The 22433-nt window shown below is 47.0% G+C and carries 21 protein-coding genes; 11 read left to right on the forward strand and 10 right to left on the reverse strand.

The annotated features are described in order from the left end of the window. The first annotated feature begins 19 nt into the window (after nt 1–19). A complete protein-coding gene (locus HHX48_RS10355; RefSeq protein WP_223858291.1) occupies nt 20–427 on the forward strand; it encodes a DUF4426 domain-containing protein in 408 nt (135 codons plus the stop codon). A gap of 463 nt (nt 428–890) precedes the next feature. Here HHX48_RS10355 and yaaA read toward each other — a convergent pair whose 3' ends face one another. Next, complete coding sequence (gene yaaA / locus HHX48_RS10360) at nt 891–1667, reverse strand: peroxide stress protein YaaA (protein WP_191024848.1); 777 nt, start codon at nt 1665–1667, stop codon at nt 891–893. A 312-nt stretch (nt 1668–1979) separates the two neighbouring features. On the opposite strand from yaaA, the gene tal reads away from it, so the two are divergent. From tal to HHX48_RS10375, 3 genes are all read left to right on the forward strand, one after another. Beyond that, nucleotides 1980–2939 (forward strand): transaldolase, encoded by a 960-nt coding sequence (gene tal, locus HHX48_RS10365; protein ID WP_191024850.1) that lies wholly within the window; start codon nt 1980–1982, stop codon nt 2937–2939. Between the two features lie 94 nt (nt 2940–3033). Continuing rightward, nucleotides 3034–4683: a glucose-6-phosphate isomerase gene (gene pgi, locus HHX48_RS10370; protein WP_191024852.1), complete on the forward strand. Its 1650-nt coding sequence runs from the start codon at nt 3034–3036 to the stop codon at nt 4681–4683. A gap of 209 nt (nt 4684–4892) precedes the next feature. Further along, nucleotides 4893–5069, forward strand: a complete 177-nt coding sequence (locus HHX48_RS10375) for a DUF3545 family protein (protein WP_139755482.1) — start codon at nt 4893–4895, stop codon at nt 5067–5069. A gap of 230 nt (nt 5070–5299) precedes the next feature. On the opposite strand, the gene HHX48_RS10380 is transcribed toward HHX48_RS10375, so the two are convergent. From HHX48_RS10380 to thrA, 6 genes are all read right to left on the reverse strand, one after another. After that, a complete protein-coding gene (locus HHX48_RS10380; protein WP_191024854.1) occupies nt 5300–6415 on the reverse strand; it encodes a serine hydrolase domain-containing protein in 1116 nt (371 codons plus the stop codon). Between the two features lie 418 nt (nt 6416–6833). Next, complete coding sequence (locus HHX48_RS10385) at nt 6834–7271, reverse strand: DUF2799 domain-containing protein (protein WP_191024856.1); 438 nt, start codon at nt 7269–7271, stop codon at nt 6834–6836. A gap of 220 nt (nt 7272–7491) precedes the next feature. Next, entirely contained in the window at nt 7492–8148 is a 657-nt protein-coding gene (ung, locus tag HHX48_RS10390; RefSeq protein WP_191024858.1) for a uracil-DNA glycosylase, read from the reverse strand. Continuing rightward, nucleotides 8145–9437 carry a threonine synthase gene (thrC, locus tag HHX48_RS10395; RefSeq protein ID WP_191024860.1) on the reverse strand — a complete coding sequence of 431 codons (1293 nt, stop codon included), beginning with the start codon at nt 9435–9437 and terminating at the stop codon, nt 8145–8147. The genes ung and thrC overlap by 4 nt, the downstream gene beginning before the upstream one ends. 7 nt (nt 9438–9444) lie before the next feature. After that, complete coding sequence (gene thrB, locus HHX48_RS10400; RefSeq protein WP_191024862.1) at nt 9445–10407, reverse strand: homoserine kinase; 963 nt, start codon at nt 10405–10407, stop codon at nt 9445–9447. 10 nt (nt 10408–10417) lie between these two features. Beyond that, the gene (thrA, locus tag HHX48_RS10405) at nt 10418–12883 is read right to left on the reverse strand and encodes a bifunctional aspartate kinase/homoserine dehydrogenase I (protein WP_191024864.1); all 2466 of its coding nucleotides are present in this window, start codon (nt 12881–12883) and stop codon (nt 10418–10420) included. A 458-nt stretch (nt 12884–13341) separates the two neighbouring features. Here thrA and HHX48_RS10410 point away from each other — a divergent pair, with 458 nt between their 5' ends. Further along, complete coding sequence (locus tag HHX48_RS10410; RefSeq protein WP_191024866.1) at nt 13342–14022, forward strand: SDR family oxidoreductase; 681 nt, start codon at nt 13342–13344, stop codon at nt 14020–14022. On the opposite strand, the gene HHX48_RS10415 is transcribed toward HHX48_RS10410, so the two are convergent. Continuing rightward, complete coding sequence (locus HHX48_RS10415; RefSeq protein WP_191024868.1) at nt 14019–14384, reverse strand: response regulator; 366 nt, start codon at nt 14382–14384, stop codon at nt 14019–14021. The genes HHX48_RS10410 and HHX48_RS10415 overlap by 4 nt on opposite strands. A gap of 142 nt (nt 14385–14526) precedes the next feature. Here HHX48_RS10415 and aceK point away from each other — a divergent pair, with 142 nt between their 5' ends. From aceK to HHX48_RS10430, 3 genes are all read left to right on the forward strand, one after another. Beyond that, on the forward strand, nt 14527–16251 hold the full coding sequence (gene aceK / locus HHX48_RS10420) for a bifunctional isocitrate dehydrogenase kinase/phosphatase (RefSeq protein ID WP_191024870.1): 1725 nt from the start codon (nt 14527–14529) through the stop codon (nt 16249–16251). Between the two features lie 106 nt (nt 16252–16357). Continuing rightward, nucleotides 16358–17032, forward strand: coding sequence for a response regulator transcription factor (locus HHX48_RS10425; RefSeq protein ID WP_191024872.1), 675 nt, complete (start codon nt 16358–16360; stop codon nt 17030–17032). After that, nucleotides 17029–18408 carry a sensor histidine kinase gene (locus tag HHX48_RS10430; protein ID WP_191024874.1) on the forward strand — a complete coding sequence of 460 codons (1380 nt, stop codon included), beginning with the start codon at nt 17029–17031 and terminating at the stop codon, nt 18406–18408. The genes HHX48_RS10425 and HHX48_RS10430 overlap by 4 nt, the downstream gene beginning before the upstream one ends. A gap of 4 nt (nt 18409–18412) precedes the next feature. On the opposite strand, the gene HHX48_RS10435 is transcribed toward HHX48_RS10430, so the two are convergent. Together HHX48_RS10435 and HHX48_RS10440 are read right to left on the reverse strand one after the other, a co-directional pair. Further along, complete coding sequence (locus HHX48_RS10435; protein WP_191024876.1) at nt 18413–18952, reverse strand: DUF3833 domain-containing protein; 540 nt, start codon at nt 18950–18952, stop codon at nt 18413–18415. Beyond that, on the reverse strand, nt 18952–19467 hold the full coding sequence (locus HHX48_RS10440) for a chalcone isomerase family protein (RefSeq protein ID WP_191024878.1): 516 nt from the start codon (nt 19465–19467) through the stop codon (nt 18952–18954). The genes HHX48_RS10435 and HHX48_RS10440 overlap by 1 nt, the downstream gene beginning before the upstream one ends. Before the next feature lie 97 nt (nt 19468–19564). Between HHX48_RS10440 and HHX48_RS10445 the strand changes: the two genes are divergently transcribed. The 3 genes from HHX48_RS10445 to HHX48_RS10455 all read left to right on the forward strand — a co-directional run bounded on the left by HHX48_RS10445 (nt 19565) and on the right by HHX48_RS10455 (nt 22425). Continuing rightward, nucleotides 19565–20458 (forward strand): 1-aminocyclopropane-1-carboxylate deaminase/D-cysteine desulfhydrase, encoded by an 894-nt coding sequence (locus HHX48_RS10445; protein WP_191024880.1) that lies wholly within the window; start codon nt 19565–19567, stop codon nt 20456–20458. Nucleotides 20459–20512: 54 nt separating this feature from the next. Then, nucleotides 20513–21007, forward strand: a complete 495-nt coding sequence (locus tag HHX48_RS10450) for a hypothetical protein (protein ID WP_223858275.1) — start codon at nt 20513–20515, stop codon at nt 21005–21007. Nucleotides 21008–21222: 215 nt separating this feature from the next. Further along, the gene (locus HHX48_RS10455; protein WP_191024882.1) at nt 21223–22425 is read left to right on the forward strand and encodes a saccharopine dehydrogenase family protein; all 1203 of its coding nucleotides are present in this window, start codon (nt 21223–21225) and stop codon (nt 22423–22425) included. Nucleotides 22426–22433 lie beyond the last annotated feature (8 nt).

The raw sequence follows: 22433 nt of genomic DNA on the forward strand, positions 1-22433 counted from the left end.
CATCGCACTGCCCCGACTAATGTTTACGCTCGTTTTATTGCTTGCTCCATGGTTCAGTCAGGCCGAGCAAAAAATGACACTGGGTCAGTGGGATGTCCATTATATAGTGGTGAATACGTCATTTCTGACGCCGGAAGTCGCCAATCAATATGACATTGTGCGCAGTAAATACAGCGCATTGGTTAATCTCTCAGTATTGAATAATGAGACGCTTGAAGCGCAAAATGTTGCCGTATCAGGTACAGCGACTAATTTACTGGGCAACGCTCAGCCACTACGTTTTAAAAAAGTCACAGAGGGTAAAGCAATTTACTATCTGGCGACTTTTCCATTTGAAAACGCAGATACCTACCGCTTTTCTATCTCACTACAACGCGGTGAAACCACCCGTACATTAAAATTTCAGCAGAAGTTATTTACCGACTAATATCCCGTCTTTTGTACAGTTCAGTGCTGTTACCGAACACGCTATGCTTCGTATTCGTTCAACAAGTATATTGCCACGTTTGGCGCCTGTTGTGTTAATCCAGTGTCAGCCAGACCATTGTTATCATGAACCACTGTATTGTCATTTCGCAGTCATTTGCGGTGGTTAAAAGAGCGGTGATGATACATGAAACGCCTATACGTTCATCGGTTCCGGTTTTACAGTGACGTCGTATTCACCCTCGCTACGAGTATAACAATGTTATTCATTTGGTGGGGGTTCTATACGCCAGCGACAGGTGGCATCGTCAGATCATTACTAATTATCGGCACCGTGTTCGTGCCGCTGGGTTATCTTTACCGGATATACAAGCTTGAACGCGCCCGTATTGCCCTTAAGCAAGATGGGTAAACCTGACCGGCACAGCATGCGCAGCGAATGCAGCACGCTGTGCCTTATTTGGTTACTTCTGCTCTTCTCTTAAAAAGACCAGGTCCGTGTCAGAGCTTTGTTCTTCACTGAAATAATAACCTTGCTCATCAAACGCTTTGAGACCTGCCACATCTTCAACCTGGTTTTCGATAATATAACGGGCCATTAATCCTCTGGCTTTTTTTGCATAAAAGCTGATTACCTTGTACTGGCCGTTCTTTTTGTCTTTGAACTGCGGCGTGACAATCATTGCGTCCAACGCTTTTTTCTTCACAGATTTGAAGTACTCATTGGAGGCCAGGTTAACCAGCACATTATCACCTTGCTCTTTGAGTGCCTGATTCAGATTCTCAGTAATAGTGTTGTCCCAAAACGCGTACAAATCCTTACCTTTCTCGGAATCAAGCTTCGTACCCATCTCGAGCCGGTACGGCTGCATCAAATCCAGTGGTCGCAGAACGCCATACAAGCCGGACAATATCCGCAAATGACGCTGTGCATAGCTGATGTCATTGTCGTTTAACGAGTAAGCATCCAGCCCGGTATAAACATCACCATTGAAGGCAAAAAGCGCCTGACGCGCATTTTCCGGAGTAAACGGTGTAGAAAATTCTGCAAAACGATTGGCATTGAGTACCGCCAGCTTATCGCTGATCCCCATTAATGAGGACAAATCAGCCGGAGAAAGGTGCTTACAGCGCTCGACCAGCTGCTGCGCATCTTCCATGAGTTCCGGTTGTGTAGATTTATCTGCCGGCACCGGCGAGTCGTAATCAAGATTTTTAGCGGGCGATACCACAACTAACATAATGTCATTCCTAATTTAAATAATGCGGGTAGTCTATGTTTTTAGATAAAGTGTTTAAAGACGAAAAAATTTATCATCCTAATCAATTATTTGGTTGAATAGCATTAAATAACCCCAATTTGGATAATACGTTAGATAAGATTTTATAGTGGTCATGCAGATCCTCAGGAAAAGATTTTTGCGATCTGCTTTAAGATTCTGACCATAATAACCCTACAACGCACATGCCCTGAAGGGTTAAGTAAAACGAACCGATACGGGTTATCCGTTAACTTCGTCTATTGCATTTTTTTGACTAATTCAGAGAGAACTATGAGTAATCAGTTAGAAGCACTTCGTGAAATGACAACCGTGGTTGCCGATACCGGCGATATTGAAGCGATCAAAAAGTACCAGCCAGTCGATGCGACAACCAACCCGTCTCTGCTTTTAAAAGCAGCCAGCCTGCCGCACTATAAAGAGATTATTGACGATGCAGTGGCATGGGCAAAACTGCAGTCAAAGGATGCTGATCAGCAGCTCGTAGATGCCGCCGACAAACTCTCTGTGCTTATCGGCAAAGAAATCTCCTCATCGGTTCCCGGCCGTATTTCTACTGAGGTTGATGCCCGCTTATCATTTGATACTGCAGCAACCATAGAAAAAGCAGAGCGCCTGATTGAACTGTACGCTGATGAAGGTATTGATAAGTCACGCATTCTGATAAAAATTGCTTCAACATGGGAAGGTATCCGGGCCGCCGAGGAGCTGGAGAAAAAAGGTATACATTGTAACCTGACATTATTGTTCAACTTTGCTCAGGCCAGAGCCTGTGCAGAAGCGGGCGTGTTTCTGATATCTCCTTTTGTAGGTCGCATTCTGGACTGGTATAAAGCCAATACAGATAAAAAAGAATACACCGCCCAAGAAGATCCAGGTGTACAATCGGTCACTGAAATTTACAACTATTACAAAGAGTACGGCTACAGCACGGTAGTAATGGGTGCAAGCTTCAGAAATATTGGCGAGATTCAGGCATTAGCCGGATGTGACAGACTCACCATCAGTCCTGCTCTTCTGGAGGAACTGGCCAACGAGACAGCTGAATTACCGCGCCAGTTAAAGGATGAGGGAAGTAGCAAAACACCAGGCGATAAAATTGAAGAAATTGAGTTTCGCTGGATGATGAATGAAGACGCCATGGCGACACAAAAGCTGGCTGAAGGTATCAGAAACTTTGCCGCCGACCAGGTGAAGTTAGAAGATGTTTTGAAGCAAAAACTGGACGTCTAATTTTAATATAATACTACATTTAATATAGTAAAAAGGTTACGCTGTGTCATAGTGTAACCTTTTTTGTTTAAACGCTATAAAGCAGGATTTGCTCATGAGTTCTCTTACCCACCAGCCAGAATGGCAACATCTGAAAACCCTTGTTGAATCAGTAAAAGATACCCACATGCGTGATTGGTTTAAGGCGGATCCGCGGCGGGCTGAAAAAATGCAAACTGAAACCTGTGGCCTGTTTCTCGATTATTCAAAAAACAGAGTCACCGATGAGGTTATGAGCGGATTAATGTCATTGGCGCGCGCTGGCAAAGTAGAACAGCAGCGTGATGCGATGTTCAGTGGACAACCCATTAATCAGACTGAAGGCCGGGCGGTATTACATACGGCTTTGCGTAATCTTACTGATGAACCGGTGTATGTCGACGGTGAAGATGTTATGCCGGAGGTCAAAGCCACGCTGGATAAAATGCGTGCCTTCACCGAATCGGTTCATAGCGGTGAGCACAAAGGATATACCAGTAAGCCGATAAAAGACATCGTAGCTATCGGCATTGGCGGCTCGTTTTTGGGCCCTAAGATTATGACAGAGGCGTTGAAGCCCTATCAGCACGAAGGCGTAAAAGTGCATTTTGTGGCGAATGTGGATGGATGCCACATCAATGACGTGCTGGCAGGTGTTGATCATGAAGAAACACTGATCGTGATGTCGTCAAAATCCTTTTCTACCCAGGAAACGCTGCAAAATACCAAAACAGCAAAAAGCTGGTTTTTAGGCAACGGCGCTGCGCAAAAAGATATCGCCAAACATTTTGTGGCCGTTTCTTCCAATGTGAAAGCTGCAACAGAATTTGGCATAGCAAAGGACAATATTTTTCCGATGTGGGACTGGGTTGGTGGTCGCTACTCCCTGTGGTCTGCTATCGGTTTGCCAATTTGCCTGTCTTTAGGGTTTGATCATTTCCACAGCCTGCTTAAAGGTGCGCATGCAATGGATAAGCATTTTTGCGAGGCGCCCCTTGAGTCCAATATGCCCGTAATTATGGCAATGCTGGGTATTTGGTACAGAAACTTTTTTGGCGCGCAATCCCACGTGTTACTGCCGTATTATCATTATCTGCGCGGTTTACCTGCTTATGTTCAGCAACTGGATATGGAAAGTAACGGCAAGCAGGTTACGCAGCAAGGCGATGTCGTGGACTATGAGACAGGCCCTATCATTTGGGGAAGTGAAGGAACAAACGGTCAGCATAGCTTTCATCAGTTGATTCATCAGGGTACGTCGCTTATACCCGCCGACTTCATGCTTCCGTTGAACGTACCTAATCAGGACGACACACATCATGCGATGCTTGCGTCGAACTGTTTTGGTCAGACGCAGGCTCTGATGCAGGGCAAAACATTTGACGAATGTTATGCCGACTTATCTGATACCGACATGGATGAAGCCACACGAAAGGCCATTGCTCAGCACAAAACGATGCCTGGCAACAAGCCCAGCAATACTTTGCTGTTTAATTCCCTGACGCCTGAAGTTCTTGGCTCGCTGGTTGCTCTATATGAACACAAGGTGTTCGTTCAGGGTGCCATCTGGCAGGTCAATTCATTTGACCAGTGGGGCGTAGAGTTAGGAAAAGTTCTTGGTAATCAAGTTCTTGATGGCATAAACGGCGACGCGAGCAGTGAGAAATTTGATGCATCAACGCAGCAGTTGATTGCTCACTTTCAGCGCGCGAATGCACTAAAGTAGGTCATCATTTCTTTCTTAACTATCGGGTAGACGCAGTTGCGCTGCCCTTCCCCTCCCTTTATCGACCCTGTCACGGAAACGTCACACTTTGTTAATAAAAAGTAAACTTTTTTATTTTATTTTCAATGTAGCTGTGATACAAAATTGAACAGAGGAAGAGATAGAGTCGCTCTGTCACTGTTGTAAGTGGTAAATAAAAGGAGATCCTCGTGGATAAGTCAGATCTATTTTCCATGCTAGACATCGAAGCAACGCCAGCAAAAACCAAAAGCAAAAAGCGAAAGTGGAGAGAAATCGAAGCCTTACAGGATAGATACAGACTAGAAAAAGAGCTCGCCGAAATCGACGCCGGTTTTGAATACGAGCTTGAGACCATGCAAAGATAAAATGAGGAACGGCCATTTGGTATCAAATGGCCGTTTTTTGTTTTACGACACTAGCATGATTGCGCGATAAGTCTGAAGCAGATAAAACATGCCTGTATATCAGGCTAAACACTGCTGATTCAGATGCAGTTACTTTTTAGCAAGGCGTAAACAGTTGTTTGGCTGCCAGACGTCTGCATCTGCGTTTTATAAAAGTGCCTGCATAAAGGAGGTAGGAGTCTCTTCGCTGGCTATTGCGTGCCATGTTTTATGATCGACTCAAATAACCGGTGCAGTCGCTCACCGTCGTCCCCGTTTGTGACAAAGACAAAGCCAAGCTCACCAAATCGATAAACCGTGAAGCCAGATTGGAAATCTCCGTTATTGCCGCCGTGAACATGTCGGCTGCCAAATTCAGAAGCCCCTAACGCAATTCCGAGCCCCCAGCCTATCAGGTGATTATTTTTATAATCATAAGAATCTGGTGGAACAGCAGATTGTACAGTGAGCATTTCCATCAATGACCAGCTATTAATATATTGTCCGCTGTACAGTGCACTAAGAAAATGGGCGTATGTTTCGGCATTCGTATGAAGTCTGCCGGCCACCCCTATTCTATCAGGCTTGTCATCGGGAAAGGACACAGGCCACTCCCGGTCTGTAGGCACTCCTTTCTTGTGTCCAAAGGCTTTTCGTTGCGCTAACGCATCGTCCCAGGTCCAGAAAATGTCATTATTATCGTTAATCGGTACCAGCTCAGTTAGCACCTTTTCCAGCGTTTTTTCATCTGAATTAGTCAGCTTCATCACAACGCGGGCCAGATAATGAAACGCCTCACCCGAATAGGTAAACTCCCCGGGTGTAGCTTTCATATACATATCCCCACGAGTGATGCTGGCCGATTCAGGGGGCTTATCAAACCATCGCCAGTTAGGAAATCCGGATGTATGCGATAACACCATTCGGGCGGTAACAGCGCGATAAGACCTATCTGTTTTTTCCAGCTCATTGAAGGGCAGGTATTGATAAAGCGGTTTATCCAGGTCAAGAAGCCCCTGCTCTGCCAGCCTGAGCACTGCTGTAGCGAAAACCGGTTTGCTCAGTGAGGCTACTTCATAAATTGTCCGGTCTGTCACGGGCGTATTTTCATTTGCCTTTAATACGCCGGCCTGATGACTGAACACGACGTTATTACGATGAATCAGCGCAAACGACACTGACGGCACGCTTTCTCGGGCTACTTGCTGATTGATGGTCTTTTCTAGCTGTCTGAAGTTCAGCGGGCTCTGATCCAGCGCCTTCACTTCATCTGCAAACGCGATATTCATCGCAGATACCCATAAACCTGCCAGCAATAGTACTCTCATCACAATTCCGCTTTTTGATACGTTGTTTGTTAGTAGCAGGCAGGCCATCAAAGGTTGGATTCAAAAGCCACATTTTTTACTTTTTATTAATTACCCTGTCGTTAACAGCGAAGGCTGATCTCTACCAGCAGTGTCTTGAACAAGCAGTATGCTGATTGGGGCAGACCTCGCTTTAGGTAGAAAGTTAGACAGTTGTCGGGAAGCGGAATGAAGATATTGTTTGGTACGCAAGTGGATTGAGGGGCTTTCAGAGAAAATGAAAACCGACACAGCAACCCATAAGGTTGCGACTGCCAGTAACGCTTACCATTTTTTATAAGTCGTATTTACTCTTAAAGCGGCTCGCCTGGCTGTAACGCAACAATCTGCAGCCACAAAAAAAGCGCCTTTCAGGCGCTTTTTCATAATCTAACGATTACTACCTGCCACTACTGAAAGGAACATTGTAGCGAGGAACGATGCCAACTGTATCAGTGCTAAGAATATCGTTTAAGCGCCTGTCTTGATGGGCCTTGCCGTCCTTATAGCCTTGCGCGATTTCATCCAACATGCTTTTCGGGCAAATGTTTGGAACTGATGCATTTTCTTTACCTAGCTCGAAGCCATTTTCGTAGTTACAAAACGTCTGGATTCCGGCCATGTAACCTTTAACAAAGGCCGCTTCCTCCGATTTCGACACACTACCGTTGCATTGTTTTGCCAATGCGTAAAATTCTGTCGCGGCCTTACCTTTGCTGGCTAGTTCAAAGCCGGTATCTTGCCACTGAGAGGATTCACCGCAGGTCGCTGAATTTGTGCTCGCCACTGCAAATGGCGACGTGCAAAGTAGAACTGTTACGGCTATTACTTTTTTCATGATTGTCTTCCTTTCCCTGACTTACAGATAAAACGCGTATGCGGTTTTCAGGACGCACTGCGAGCCCCTCATGCGATAGCATTGCAGACTTTGTCCCTGAACTTCACTATAGGGGTGTTTTTAACCCATTTCAATTTTTTAAATTGCGACTAAAATGTTTACGCACACTTTTTCAATATAGATTAAAATTCAAGCTGCCCATGCTTCGGATTTGTCAACTTTACACCTGCCAGATGATGTCAGATTCACCCTGCTCACGTAACAGTGCGTTTGTCTTGGAAAAATGTCTGCAACCCAAAAATCCGCGATGAGCGGAAAGTGGGGATGGGTGCGGCGCAGTAAGCACATGATGCTTTGATTTATCTATATTCTTGCCTTTCTTCTGAGCATGACTGCCCCAAAGCAAAAAAACGACGCCCTGCTTATGATCGCTGACTGCCTGAATAATCTGGTCAGTCAGTGTTTCCCACCCCCATTTTGCATGGCTATGAGCATTTCCCTGCTCAACAGTCAGCACTGTATTGAGCAGTAAAATGCCCTGCCGGGCCCAACGGGTTAGATCACCGTGCACAGGTGTAGTAAAACCATCAATATCCTGCGCCAGTTCCTTGTATATATTTTTCAGTGAGGGCGGCGTGGCAACGCCGGTTTGCACTGAAAAACATAATCCGTGAGCCTGGTCCGGCCCATGGTATGGATCCTGGCCAAGTATCACGACCTTCACATCATCAAAAGGGGTCAATGTAAGCGCATTAAAAACATCCTCACGGGCAGGATATATCGTCTTGCCACTTTGACGTGCCTCTTCTACGCGCCTCATCAATGACTGAAAGTATGGCTTTTGCTTTTCTGCGCCTAAGACATCCTCCCAGTTCACGCATGCCCCTTGAGAGTGTCGAAAATATGCTTCTTGAGTGTTTCGTAATCGGCCGGAAGTTGTTTCGCCAGGCTATCTTCACCTGCCACATCTGCCAGCACTTTAGGCAGACTGATAGGCTGCCCGAGCACATTTTCTACTGTCTCACGAAATTTTGCCGGATGCGCCGTGCCCAGAAACAAGCCTTTCTCGCCCGGTGCCAGATCATGACTCACCGAGCGATATGCAATAGCCGCGTGGGGTTCACTGGTGTAGCCAGCCTGAGCAAGTTGGCGCAGTGCCATTTGTGTGTACTGTTCGTCAATTGACTCGCCCTTGAGCACGTCTTTGTTCACAAATCCGCGCTCGATTAACCCCTCAATGCGAGGCCAGTTATTTGGCTGGCTGACATCCATGGCATTGGACATAGTGGCAACCGTTTTCTTCGGCTCCCACTCTCCGGTCCTCAGGTAGCGCGGCACGGTATCGTTAAGATTCGTTGCCGCAATAAAGCGTTTTACCGGCATGCCCATGGCCTGCGCGATAAGTCCTGCGGTCAGATTACCAAAATTACCGCTGGGAACAGAGATAACCAGATGCTCCCTTTCGTTTTCAGGAATTTGGCTAACGGCCTCAAAATAATAGCAAACCTGTGCCAGAAGCCGACTGATGTTGATTGAGTTGGCCGAGTTAAGATGCAGCTCATCACGAACCTGTTTGTCGTCAAAGGCGCGTTTAACTAAGGCTTGGCAATCATCAAAATCACCGTCAATGGCCACAGTGTGAATATTGTCACCTAATGTCGAGAATAGCTTTTCCTGCAACGGACTAATCTTGCCATCCGGAAACAAAATGACGACGTTGATATTCTCTATGCCGTGAAATGCATGGGCAACTGCAGCACCGGTATCGCCGGACGTTGCCGTTAAAATGGTGACCGGTTTACCGTCCAGAATGCGCGACAGACACTGTGCCATGAAGCGTCCGCCAAAATCTTTGAACGCCAGCGTAGGCCCGTGAAAAAGCTCCAGGGTATAGATATCATCCGAGACTTTTTCCACTGGGGCCGGAAACGTAAAGGCCTGCTCGACAACATCCTGCAAAACACCCTCACCCAGTTCATCGCCAATCAGCGCATGAAGAATTTCGATACTGCGCTCGACAAATGGCTTTTGAAGCAGTTGTTCCATATTGGCCAGCTTCGGAATAGCGGTGGGAAAGTACAGGCCCTGATTTTTACCCAACCCTCTTACAATTGCCTGAGAGAATGAAGCCGTATCACTGGCATCTTTTAAATTAACTAATTCCACTTATCAATTACCCTTGCTGTTCCTGTGCACCCACATCGGGAATACAACATACGTGGCTAAAGCCATCTTCGTTTTGCTTATAATGCTGGTCCAGCCATTGCGTTAATGCTTCTGCGGTCGGCTTATCCGGACAAGCTGCAAAAACCGTTGGCCCAGACCCCGAAATACCAAACGCTAACGCGCCGTTGGCCAGACAATAATCTCTGGCATCATCAAACCCGGGGAGTAACTGCTTGCGAAATGGCTCTGCGATAACATCCTGCATCACACTGGCCGCAAGTGACTCATCCTGCGTATGTAGCGCATGGACAAACACACCAAGCTGCCGACCAAAGGCCAGTGCGGTTGGAACCGATACGCTGTCAGGTAAGATCTCACGAGCTGCAGAGGTGGAAACACTGATTCCCGAATAACAGATCGCCCAGTACCAGTTTTTAAAAACGGGCAATGAAAGCGAAACCGGACGCGATTTTCCGCTCATCAACGTCATCCCCCCCAGATAACAGGGCGCCACATTATCATAATGAATACTGCCACTGATTTGCCCTTCCATTTCCCCCATCATCAATAACATCGCATTTTTATCAAAGGGGTGACCGAAATGACTGTTCAGCGCACTGAGGGCTGCCACGATGGAGCTGGCGCTTGAGCCAAGGCCACTGCCAACTGGCAAATTCTTGTGCAGCGTCATGGCTACCGAATGGGTTTGATGACCGTACTTTACGCAGGCCTCAATAAAATGCTCGTAGCAGTGTGTCACGATATTCTGGTTCACATTGTCCGGCAACTTGTGGCCAAAAGGACCGGTCACAGTGAGGCTGAACTGACTGGCAGCCTTAACCACCACTTCATCGCCCAGCCGAGTACCGTCTATTGGCTCAATGGCTGCCCCCAGAACATCATAGCCCAGACTGACATTACCAATTGATGCCGGCGCAAATGCGCTGCTCTGGCTACCTGAATCACTCATGCAATCATCCTCAACCGTTTATTTGCTTCCATGGCATTGTCCGCAAGATATCAGCAAACACTCCCGCTGCTGTCACTGTTCCGCCGGCCCCATAACCACGAATAACATAAGGGATAGGTTGATAGTAATCGCTGCTGATAGCAAGGGCATTTTCGCCATCTTTCACCGCAGCCAGCGGATGATCCTGGGTCACCGCCTGAATGCTGACTTTGCATTTGTCCTGCTCAATAGTACCAATGTAGCGCAGAACTTTACCCTGCGCCTGAGCCTGCTGTACCTTTTTATCAAACTCAGCGTCAAGGGTGGGAAGTTCATTCATGAATTCATCAACGCTGAATGATTCTCCGAACCCTTCAGGCAGCACAGACTCAATCTCGATGTCAGACAATTCAAGCTCTAGATCAGCTTCTCTGGCCATAATCAGCAGCTTCCTGGCTACGTCCATACCGCTTAAATCATCGCGGGGATCCGGCTCGGTATAACCATTCTGCTTAGCCGTAGACGTAGCTTCCGACAGTGTCATGCCTTCTTCCAGCTTTCCGAATACATAAGACAGACTGCCCGAAAGAATTCCCTCGAAACGGTGCAGAACATCACCGGCGCTAAACAGCTTCTGCAAATTATCAATTACCGGGAGCCCTGCGCCCACCGTCGTTTCGTAAAGATACTGGCGATTGGTTTTAAGCGCTGTTTTGCGCAGTTGACGATAGTAGTCGATGGTATCGGTATTCGCCTTCTTGTTGGGCGTCACCACGTGAAAACCCTGCTCCATCATTTCTACGTACTGATTGGCAATTCCGGCGTGACTGGTGCAATCAACAATCACCGGGTTCACCAGGCTGTTTGCGTTAACAAACTCACGCAGCGTGTCGATGCTGAATGCCTTTTGCGAAGCAGACAGCTGCCCGGCCCAGTCGCCGGCGATATCTATCCCCTGCTCGCTTAATAAAAGCTTCCGGCTATTGGCGATACCGTATACTCTCAGCTGCACATTGCGTTTGAGCAGTGCCGGTTGTTGTCGTGAAATCTGGCTGAGAAGCTCGGTACCGACATTACCGCAGCCCACCAGAAAAACATCAATATTATGCCTGTTCGAAAAAAAGTTCTGATGGATAACGCGTACCGCTTTACGCGCTTTGGGCGCTTCAATAACGGTGGATATGGAGCGTTCAGAGGAGCCCTGCGCAATAGCGACATTATTAACCCGTGCCTGCGCCAGTGCGTTGAAAAAGCGGGCAGCCAGGCCTTTCGTGTGTCGCATGCCGTCACCCACCAGCGTCACAATCGCCAGACTACGGCGCACTTCGATGGGATCCAATAACTGATTTTGCAGCTCCAGCGCAAATGCATCTTCCAACAGCGCCAGCGCTTTATCAGAGTCTTTTTCAGCAATACAAAAGCTGATGCTGTACTCCGAGCTGGACTGAGTGATAAGACTGATGGAAATATTGGCGTTGGACATAACCTCAAAAACCCGGCTAGCCATGCCCACCATTCCCTTAAGGCCCGGACCTGCGACATTAAACATAGTGATGTCATCTAACTGCGAGATACCTTTAACTGACGTCCAGGTTTCGCTGGCCTCTTTGGAAATTAATGTGCCGGGCGCGGCAGGGTTGAGGGTGTTTCTGATGCGGCAGGGAATATGGTGCTGAGCGATAGGGCCAATGGTTTTTGGATGAAGGACTTTTGCTCCGAAGTAGGACAATTCCATCGCTTCCTGATACGTCAGCTTGTCCAGCAGAATGGCCCCTTCCACCTGATTGGGATCGGCATTGTAGACCCCATCTACGTCAGTCCATATTTCGCAGGTTTGTGCATCAATGCACGCGGCCAGAATGGCCGCTGAATAATCCGAGCCATTGCGGCCGAGCGTCACTTTCTGGCCCTGCTCGTTTGCAGCGACAAAACCCGGCATCACAAGAAGCACACTGCCGTCTCGCTGTACATCAGAAAAACGAGCCTTGCTGACTGCCACATCGGCAATACTATCCAGAAAATCGCCCTGCGCCTGAATGTAGTTAACAGGGTCCAGCACCTGATTATTTATATTGCGGGCCGATAAGATTGCCCCGAAGAGGGTCACACTGATGTATTCCCCCATACTTAAGATGCCCGCTGCAACAGACTCTGGCGCACATCCCAGTAAACGAATACCATCAAGCTGCTTTTTAAGCGCAGCGAGCTGATCGTTGATAAAGGTAATAACACGTTCGTAGTCAAACCCGTCTAATTCAGCCTGCAGATCAGCAGCAATACCACTCACCAGTGTGGTCAGCTTATCGAATAACGGCAGAAAATCCTCGTTGGCTGCAGCTTGGTCGCATAATAACGCCAGTGCATTTGTCACTCCTTTGGGAGCAGACAAAACAACTGCAGCGCCGTCGGTTTGGTGTGTATCGATACTAATATCTGTCACAGTCAGATAACGTTGGGCATCGGCCAGAGATGAACCACCAAACTTTAACACTTTCATTTGTCGCTCCTTTTTGTATCGCCTATCTGGCAGATCATTCAGGTAAAAAAAAACCCGCTCTCTTTGGAGGGCGGGTTTTTGGTATGTGTGACTTTCGTGCACTAACCAGCAACCGCCCTCATTGAGGTGGTAATCATCATCATGCCGGTGGTGCTAATTATTGTCTTCATGACTTCAATTTGCCGTATAGACGTCTATCTGTCAACCGCGTTTCAAATAAAAACTGTAAAAAATGTAATCAGCGTCTTGTTTGTATTTCAAACGCTATCCGCTAAACGCGCAGACCTTGCTTAATATCGTTAAACCAACGCGTTGCGACACTGTGCCTATCCAACATGCTTTCCCCCGCTGTCACGTTTTTGTTATTTCAAGTTCATAGGGCTGTCATGATGTGGCGATAAAAATGATCTGTCTGCTGCGAATTTGCGAAAGTGAGTATATTGATTACGGAGGACATCATGTCAAAAAGTAAAATTGTACTCATTACCGGCGCGTCCAGTGGCATTGGTCGTGCGACTGCCCAGGAGCTGGTTAAAAACGGGCATAAAGTAGCACTCACGGCGCGCAGTGAAGACAAGCTCAATAGCCTGGTTTCAGAGTTAGGGCAAGACAATGCCGTTGCGTTCAGCGCTGATGCAACTTCTTTTGATGCGCAAAAAGAGGTGGTAGAGAAAACGGTCGCTCACTATGGCCGACTTGATGTGGCTTTTGCTAACGCAGGGATTGGCTTAAATGCCGCCGGAACAGAAAACGGTGATCCACAGGAGTGGGATAAACTAATAGATATTAATGTGAAAGCGCTGTTGTGGACAGCAAACCTGACCTTGCCGCATCTGCGAAAAACGGAAGGTCACTTTATCATGACATCCTCAGCCGCTGGTCGTCGGGCTATCAAGGGGTCGGTGTATGGCGCGAGCAAATGGTTCGCATATGGTTTTGGCAATAATTTGGCGGAAGAAATGAAAGAGTGGAATGGTCGTTGTACCACAATTTGCCCGGGTGTAGTGAACACACCTTTTTTTGATGAAGCAAAAGATGACAAGTTACAACCAGAAGATGTGGCAGAAGCGGTTGCCTTTGCCATTGACGCGCACCAGCGCAACAGCGTCAGAGAAATTTATCTGATGCCAACTAACTAGTACAATCCATACTGGTTCAGTGTGTACGACATTTGCGTTGTACACACTGGCTTAGGTAAAAATCCCAGTACATTAAACTGTCGGATTTTTTGCTGCATATGAGGCTGAATATCGCCAGAGATGATCAGTACATACACCTCATGCACGTGCTGTCTGATTGACTCCAGCACACCAACCCCATCCAGCACCGGCATGGTTAAATCCAGCAATAGCAGATCTATACGCCGGGCGTTGAGTACCGACAATGCTTCCTCGCCATCCGCTGCCTGATAAACATTCTTCTGCAGCGCAGAGGGCAGGCTTTTAATTGCCATCTTGCGGGCAATAGCAGAATCATCACACACTAAAACAGTAAAACTCACGATATACCCTGTACTTCTTCCCTGTGGTATAACACTGTAACCATAGGCGGCTTTATTTCCGCTCAATAAATTACCCAAGGTAGTCAAAAAAGCAACAATTTTGTTTACTACCCTATGTACCCTTCAATAGTGAGATCAGCGCATGAGCCCTGCTGAGCAACAGCCTGCACAAAAAATAGCGTTTCGGATAATTCAACATTTCGACAAAAGCTACCGGTGGTTCTCACGCATCACCCGGGGGGCGCAGGAGCGGTTTGAAAATGGCCAATGGCAGGAAACCGTTCGCGCCTCTAAGGAACGCATTACGGTTTACGAGCAAAGCCTGTCTGAAGCCGTGGCTGATATTTATCATGACCTTACCGTGCATCAGAAAAATGACGCATTCTGGCATGCCATGAAGCAGGCTTACTTTTCATTACTGGAAGGCCACCCCCAATTTGAACTGGCAGAAACTTTTTATAACTCAGTTATTGGACGCATTTTCAAACACCAGAGAATTGATAACAGTGTCATGTTCATGCTACCGAGTCGTTGTTACCTTCCGGGCCGTGACAGAGAAAAGGTTATCAATAGCTTTGACCCCACCACAACGGTCGCGCAAATGTATGAGGCCATTTTTCACATCTACCGCTTCAATATACCCTTTGAGGATAAAGCACGTGATATTGGCAATCTGGAGACTGCATTGCGACAGCGGTTATCTACTGCGCAACTGGCCAGCGTGACAGCGGTTGAAATGCTAAAGCCTGTTTTTTACCGCTCTAAAGCGGCGTATGTCATTGGCAGAATATGCATGCCCGATGAAACTCTGCCTTTTGTAATTGCCTTGCAGACAAGCACCCGCCAGGCCCTGTTTGTTGATGCCCTGCTCACTGACAGGAAGGATTTGAGTATCATCTTTGGCTTCGCCCGCAGTTATTTTATGGCCGATACTCTGTATCCGGCTGAAGTTGCCGCCTTTCTGCAAGAGTTGCTGCCACATAAGAAGCACTTCGAATTGTATATGGCGTTAGGACACTTTAAACATGGTAAAACCGTATTTTACCGAAATTTCCTGCATCATCAGGAGCACAGTACGGACCTGTTTGAGGCAGCACCTGGCACGCGGGGACTGGTTATGATGGTGTTTCACCTGCCTTCATACGGTGTAGTATTTAAAATTATTAAAGATGAATTTGCCGAAAGTAAAAAAATCACCCGCGACCACGTTAAAAGTTGCTATAAACTGGTGAAGATGTCTGACCGCGTTGGCCGTATGGCTGACACCCATGAATACGTCAACTTTCGCTTTCCGCTGGCGCGCATTGCGCCTGAATTGTTGCAGGAGCTCCATGAAACCTGCGCATCCAGTGTAAAAATAGTAGGTGATGAACTCATTATCAGCCACCTTTACATTGAGCGAAAAATGACGCCACTCAACCTTTATCTGGATAAGGAAACTGATCCGGAAAAAATACGCAGCGCGATAAATGAACTTGGCACCTGTATCAAGCAAATAGCTCTTGCCAATATTTTTCCCGGCGATATGTTGCATAAAAATTTCGGCATTACGCGATTAGGCCGTGTCATTTTTTATGACTACGACGAAATTTGCCTGATGAAAGACCGCAACTTTCGGGAATTACCCAAAAGTGACGATCCCTATGCCATGGATACATTATCAGTGGCGCCGGATGATGTATTTCCGGAACAGTTTGAGCATTTTATTGTCGGCAAGCGCCACCTGAAAGCAATGCTTAAATCAATGCACGGCGACCTGATGACCGCATCGTATTGGCGGGAGTTGCAAGCCATAGCAGGTAGCGGCGCGGTGCCAAACTTTACCCCCTATGATGCGTCCGCCAGATTGCCCCGGGATGACGTATAGCGACGATATGATTTTGCGTGTTAAGTGATCGATTTAGGTAATTTTACCTGTATCAGCAAAGACAAATACCTAAATGGATTCCGGGCACACAGAAGAATGGCGAATCATGAAAGCGTTAATTATTGAAGATGATAGCACGGTAGCCGGGCACGTGAAAAAAGGACTGGAGTCTGCCGGTCACACCTGCACCGCAGTTGAAAATGGTTCAGATGGTCTTTTGACGGCGCGCAATGACACATTTGATATAATTATTCTGGATATTATGCTGCCAGGTACAGATGGTATCAGTATTCTGAAGTCTCTCAGAGAACAGGAAGATACGACACCGGTGCTACTACTCAGCGCCAAAAGTCAGGTCGAAGACAAAGTTCTGGGCCTGCGCTCAGGCGCCAATGACTACCTGACAAAACCCTTCGCTGTTGAGGAGTTGCTGGCACGGGTTGAAGGTCTGGTGGGTCGACAGGCCGATACCACCACTGCATTAAAAGTGGGCGATCTGACACTGGATCTGCTTAACAGGAAAGTCACCCGCGGCGATACCGAGATTGAGTTGCAATCCAAAGAGTTTCAGTTACTGGAATGTTTGATGCGCAATCGTGGCAAGGTGGTAACCCGCAGCATGTTGCTTGAACATGTGTGGAATTATCATTTCGATCCGCAAACAAATGTGATTGATGTGCACATAAGTCGACTTCGTCAAAAGGTCGACAAAACGTTTAACGTGCCGTTAATCGAAACTGTACGCGGTACTGGTTACCGGATTTCGGAAAATCTGGCGTGATCGCGATAGGCACATTTACCCGAAGCTCTAGCTTTCGGGTAGGTGCGCTGATTACCCTCCTCTCTGGCGCCGCCATGGCGTTTATCATCTACTTGTGGTCTGTGACCAACAAAGACATTTTAATTGACGAAGCCAGAAATGCGGCGCTATCCCAGCTTTGGGCTTACGAGGCTTTATATGAGCGTGGTGGTCGCCAGGCCGTTATCGGTTTGGTAGAACAAAACCTGAATAATGACTTAATAAACTGGGTCGCTATTACAGATAAAAATGGTAAATTTTTAGCCGGAAATAGTCGTCCACTGGGTAAGCTGGTAATAGAAGATGACGCGGACATTCTGGAAATCGACACTCCGCTTACTGCCGAGGATGCACCTGGCTGGGGCCACAAAGCGGTACTAGTACGCCGGCAGACTATTGATGAAGGCGTGACTGTGACTGTTGCCCGCGATGTTGATGAACTTTACAGCGCGCAGACATTAAGTCGCTCCCTGAGCTGGGTGTTTATCGCCATCCTGGGGCTGATTTCCGGCTTGAGCCTGGGCGTTGCTCTCTATGTGGTAAATCGCATTAACCGGATGTCGGCCACGGCTGACTCTATTATGCAGACGGGCAACCTGAAAGAGCGCCTTGATATAGACAGCAACTGGGACGATTTGAGTAAGCTCGCGCTGGTGCTGAACAAGATGCTGGATAAGATCGAGTATTCAGTCCAAAACATTAAGTCTGTCACCGATAATGTTGCCCATGATCTTCGCACACCGTTGTCTCGCCTTCGTTCTCGACTGGAAGATTTGCCCGATAGCAGTTTAAAACAACAGGCTCTGGCGGAAACCGATGTTCTGCTGGGTATGTTCAATGGCCTGTTGCGTATTGCTGATATTGAAAGTAAACGCCAGCGGATGGGCTTTTCTGAAGTGAGTCTGGGCGACATTGTGCGCGATGTAGTGGATCTGTACGAACCTTATATTGAAGAAAAACACATGTCACTTACGTTTGACATTGAGCCAGCCACGCTACGCGGCGACCGCAATCTGCTGTTTCAGGCCTTCGCGAATCTTATCGATAATGCCGTCAAATATGCCGGAGAAAACGCACAAATCCGCGTTACTGCAAAAGAAACATCTACCAGTTACATCGTTAGCGTCGATGACTCCGGGCCGGGCGTGGATGTCAGCAATTTTAAACAACTGGACCGTCGTTTCTATCGTGCTCAGGAAAGTCGGACTTCAAAAGGTAACGGACTGGGACTGTCTATGGTCAAAGCGGTGGCTGACCTGCATAACGCACACATTTATTACATTCCCGATCCGTTACTGGAAGGATCGGGCCTTGGCATCACGTTAATGTTCAAAAAGCCCTCAGTGGCCTTGGGCTAATAAATCAATTTTGTCGCTGCATAAAAATTGTCACCTCAGCAACCATCACACCGTATTTCTTAATATATGACCGGTTCATCAATGTATTTTCATCGAATGCAAAAAACCAGTCGTCAAACGTAACGGTGTAAGATGAATCTCCCACCGGTAAATCCATTTCATATTCAAAATTAAACGCGTTACCGTAATTTTCACCCTTAGCCACACCATTGATGTCTCCGGCTCTGCCGATAAAACCACCCTCGCCATCTGGCTCTATGCGCCAGGTCCGCGAATTTGGCCCTTTTCCAACGCCATACTCAAAGGTTTCGTCCATAATCAGTGTATCGCCTTCCATCCGCCCTTCGATATCAACTTTGAAGCGTTGTACGACCTCGCCAAAGCGATCCTGAGCAATCCCCCATGCCTTCACGTCACCAACAAAAAACGTTTGAATATTCAATGTCGGCGACATTGATTGATAATCTTTACCGTCTGGCGCGCCAATGCATCCGGATAACATTATCAGTGGCAGCAAAAAAATACTTAGTCGTTTCAATGTCATCAATCCGTGTCTCCTAATAATTTTTCTCTAAGTTCTGGCTCAGACGTATTTTCAGCCAGCCAAATATCGAAAAAGCGCTGTGTAAACGCCTTGTCCTCTACTTCACCAATTAATGACCCATTGAAGAAGAATCGTGTTTTTCCTTCATTGGTTACGACCCCTGTCAATGCATCACCGTCTTTAACATCAGGAAATATTTGCTCCATCTGTGCCTGCCAGTCCGACAGTTGTTGCTGATTGGTGGCGCCCTGCTTTTCCATCTCTTCAATACTTCTTTCGGCAATATCTCGCCCCTCGAAGTCGCGCAAATATTCAAGGGTCAGCGCAAATGGTCCCGATTTGTCCCACTGTCCTTCAGGCGCGTAAAGGGTGGCGTTATACACATCCCAGAAATAATAGGTAAACTTGCCCTGCCCGACTTCGGCTGGGTTAGTTAGCTCTTGCTGAACAGTCTGCGACATAGCAAGTGCCGGACTGCCTGCCAAAAGCGACATGATTAGAACAATATATCGCATAGTCTGCTCCTGTTTGCTGGTAGTATTATATTTACCCCGCGATGCTGTCGGGCTGATCATTCATTACACAATATTAAGTAAAATACTGTTTCACGTTATGCCGCAATCCATTACCGATTTACTGTCACTGACCATGCCCAGTCCGTTACATATTTTTCGTCCCGATTGGCCAGGGGCCGAAGGACTGAATATTTACATCAAACGCGATGACCTGATTCATTCGGTGATATCGGGCAATAAATGGCGCAAGCTCAGTAGTCTGTTTAACGATTCGCAAAGTCTGCCGTCACATATTGTTAGTTTTGGTGGCGGGTATTCCAATCACCTGCATGCACTGGGCTATTTATGCAAAACGCTTAACATCAACTGCACTGTTATCGTTCGCGGCGACTATTCAAAAAATATGACACCGATGTTAATTGACCTGAAGCACTGGCAGATTAATATTCGGTTTGTTGATCGCGCAACCTATAGCAAAAGACACGACAAGCGGTTCTTAACACAACTTCGTCACCAGTATGACGATGCGCTTATCATTCCTGAGGGAGGAAGTTCATCAGCAGCACTAACCGGCGTATCAGCATTGGTGGATGAAATTTCAGTCGATTTCGATTATATTCTGGCCCCGGTTGCAAGCGGCGCTACCCTTGCCGGTATTGCCAGTTCAGTCTCTTCACAAAAAACCGTCTGTGGTATTGCAGTGCTTAAAGGTAATCAATATCTGGAGTCGCTGGTAAGTGAATTGATGCCCGGGCCGCAAGGCAACTGGTATGTTGATCATCGTTTCCATGGCGGCGGCTATGCAAAACAGGATGTCATATTGAAAGACTTTTGCCACGAAATGCAGGAGACCTATAATATCCCGGTTGAACCGGTTTATTCCGGTAAATTGTTCTTCGCATTGAAAAATAAAATCGCTGCAGGAGAGTTTGCTGAGGGCAGTAGCCTGATTGCCTTACATACTGGTGGCTTACAAGGGGCGAGAAACTGATCTTGCCCTTGCTGAATTTCGTTTTAAACCCTAAGACAGACGTGGGATTTTTTCTTGTTCAAGTCGGTTCAAAAACTGACCGTAAATTCGACAATGCATATTCATTATCTGTCCCTGAATATGCCGGAGGGTGATTCTGTGATTAATGGTCCTATTCAGTTGTCCACTCCATTACAAACGCTTATTCGCAAAGCACTGACTTTATGCGAATTGATGTTGCCACACAGCCAGGCGTTCTATCCTTTTGCTGCCGTTTATGAAAATGGTAAAGCCGGATGTCTGTTTGCTGATGACATTACCAGTTCGCAGAATGAAAGCTATCTTATCGAGCAATTGCAGTGGCGGATTATCGATACAACCACTGATACTCACAGCCACAGTATCTTAGTGTATGCAGCAACTGTAACAACTGAATATCAAAAGCAACTCGATGCAATTGCAATTAATGCAACAGATGCGTCGGGCTATGAAACAGTACTGCTTTACCCGTATAAGCGCATTGACGGCAAGATTCTGATTTCACCGCCTATGAATCACTCTGCGACCTGACAAGTAACAGCTGCAATACCAATTCAGGTAGAAAGCATAAGCCGGTCAGTGTTAGGTTATTAGTCATAGCTTGCCGCTTAATAGCTAAGCTATTTATCACGTAAAGTCATCACATGGTGATGGCTTTTTTGTATTTGCCGATATCAACTTTGCTTGCCAATTTAATGATGTCTGCTAGGATTCACCGCAAATTTCAATACCTTGGGAATTCAATTATGTCTCGAGTTTTAATCATTGGCGCCGGCGGCGTCTCTACGGTAACGGTAAAAAAATGTGCACGGTTGCCTGAATATTTCGACGAAATCTATTTGGCAAGCCGTACAGTGTCAAAATGTGAAGCCCTGCAAAAAGAAGTAGGTGCAGATCGCGTTAAGGCTGTGTTTGCTGTAGATGCAGACAATGCCGGCGAAGTAGAATCGCTTATTAACGAGGTTAAGCCTGATCTGGTCATCAATCTGGCATTGCCTTACCAGGACTTACCCATAATGGATGCGTGTCTGGCCACAGGTACCGATTATCTGGATACGGCGAACTATGAGCCAAAAGATGAAGCCAAGTTTGAATACAAGTGGCAATGGGCTTATCAGGACAAGTTTAAAGATGCCGGCATCATGGCGCTGCTGGGTTCAGGCTTTGATCCTGGCGTAACGAATGTATTCACGGCGTATGCTGCCAAACACTACTTTGATGAGATCCATTATCTGGATATCGTAGATTGTAACGGCGGTGACCATGGTCAGGCGTTTGCGACCAACTTCAATCCTGAGATCAATATTCGTGAAATTACTCAGCGTGGTAAATTCTATGAAGACGGTCAGTGGAAAGAGACGGATCCGTTGAGTGTGCGTGAAGATCTCGATTATCAGAATATCGGTGTTCGCCCCTCATACCTGATGTATCACGAAGAGCTTGAATCCATTGTTAAACATATTCCGGGCATCAAGCGTGCACGGTTCTGGATGACGTTTGGCGAAGCATATCTGAATCACCTGCGAGTGCTGGAAGGTATCGGCATGACGAGCATTGAACCGGTTGAGTTTCAGGGCCAGAAAATTGTGCCTCTGGAGTTCTTAAAAGCAGTGCTGCCAAACCCCGGTTCGCTGGCGGAAGGCTATACCGGCATGACCTGCATTGGCACCTACATTACGGGTGTTAAAGATGGTAAAGAAAAAACAATCTTTATCTATAACAATTGTGATCATGCAAAAACCAATGAGGAAGTGGGTGCACAGGCGGTATCTTACACCACCGGCGTACCGGCGATGATTGGCGCCAAGTTGATGCTGGACGGTACCTGGAAGAAGCCGGGTGTTTGGAACATGGAACAATTTGACCCTGACCCGTTTATGGAAGAATTGGGTAAGCATGGCCTCCCATGGCATGTCATCGAGTGTGACCAGAGCCCTTTTTCTAAATAGTCAGGAGT

Origin of the sequence: Salinimonas profundi (assembly GCF_014750655.1) — a bacterium.
GTDB lineage: Bacteria > Pseudomonadota > Gammaproteobacteria > Enterobacterales > Alteromonadaceae > Alteromonas > Alteromonas profundi_A.

Bases quoted from the DNA above. Each gene is read 5' to 3' on its own strand.
- tal (WP_191024850.1), top strand. From the start codon at position 1,980: ATGAGTAATCAGTTAGAAGCACTTCGTGAAATGACAACCGTGGTTGCC.
- HHX48_RS10355 (WP_223858291.1), top strand. From the start codon at position 20: ATGTTTACGCTCGTTTTATTGCTTGCTCCATGGTTCAGTCAGGCCGAG.
- aceK (WP_191024870.1), top strand. From the start codon at position 14,527: ATGAGCCCTGCTGAGCAACAGCCTGCACAAAAAATAGCGTTTCGGATA.
- HHX48_RS10410 (WP_191024866.1), top strand. From the start codon at position 13,342: ATGTCAAAAAGTAAAATTGTACTCATTACCGGCGCGTCCAGTGGCATT.
- pgi (WP_191024852.1), top strand. From the start codon at position 3,034: ATGAGTTCTCTTACCCACCAGCCAGAATGGCAACATCTGAAAACCCTT.
- HHX48_RS10385 (WP_191024856.1), bottom strand. From the start codon at position 7,271: ATGAAAAAAGTAATAGCCGTAACAGTTCTACTTTGCACGTCGCCATTT.
- HHX48_RS10440 (WP_191024878.1), bottom strand. From the start codon at position 19,467: ATGCGATATATTGTTCTAATCATGTCGCTTTTGGCAGGCAGTCCGGCA.
- HHX48_RS10425 (WP_191024872.1), top strand. From the start codon at position 16,358: ATGAAAGCGTTAATTATTGAAGATGATAGCACGGTAGCCGGGCACGTG.
- HHX48_RS10455 (WP_191024882.1), top strand. From the start codon at position 21,223: ATGTCTCGAGTTTTAATCATTGGCGCCGGCGGCGTCTCTACGGTAACG.
- HHX48_RS10445 (WP_191024880.1), top strand. From the start codon at position 19,565: ATGCCGCAATCCATTACCGATTTACTGTCACTGACCATGCCCAGTCCG.
- thrB (WP_191024862.1), bottom strand. From the start codon at position 10,407: ATGAGTGATTCAGGTAGCCAGAGCAGCGCATTTGCGCCGGCATCAATT.
- yaaA (WP_191024848.1), bottom strand. From the start codon at position 1,667: ATGTTAGTTGTGGTATCGCCCGCTAAAAATCTTGATTACGACTCGCCG.
- thrA (WP_191024864.1), bottom strand. From the start codon at position 12,883: ATGAAAGTGTTAAAGTTTGGTGGTTCATCTCTGGCCGATGCCCAACGT.
- HHX48_RS10380 (WP_191024854.1), bottom strand. From the start codon at position 6,415: ATGAGAGTACTATTGCTGGCAGGTTTATGGGTATCTGCGATGAATATC.
- HHX48_RS10435 (WP_191024876.1), bottom strand. From the start codon at position 18,952: ATGACATTGAAACGACTAAGTATTTTTTTGCTGCCACTGATAATGTTA.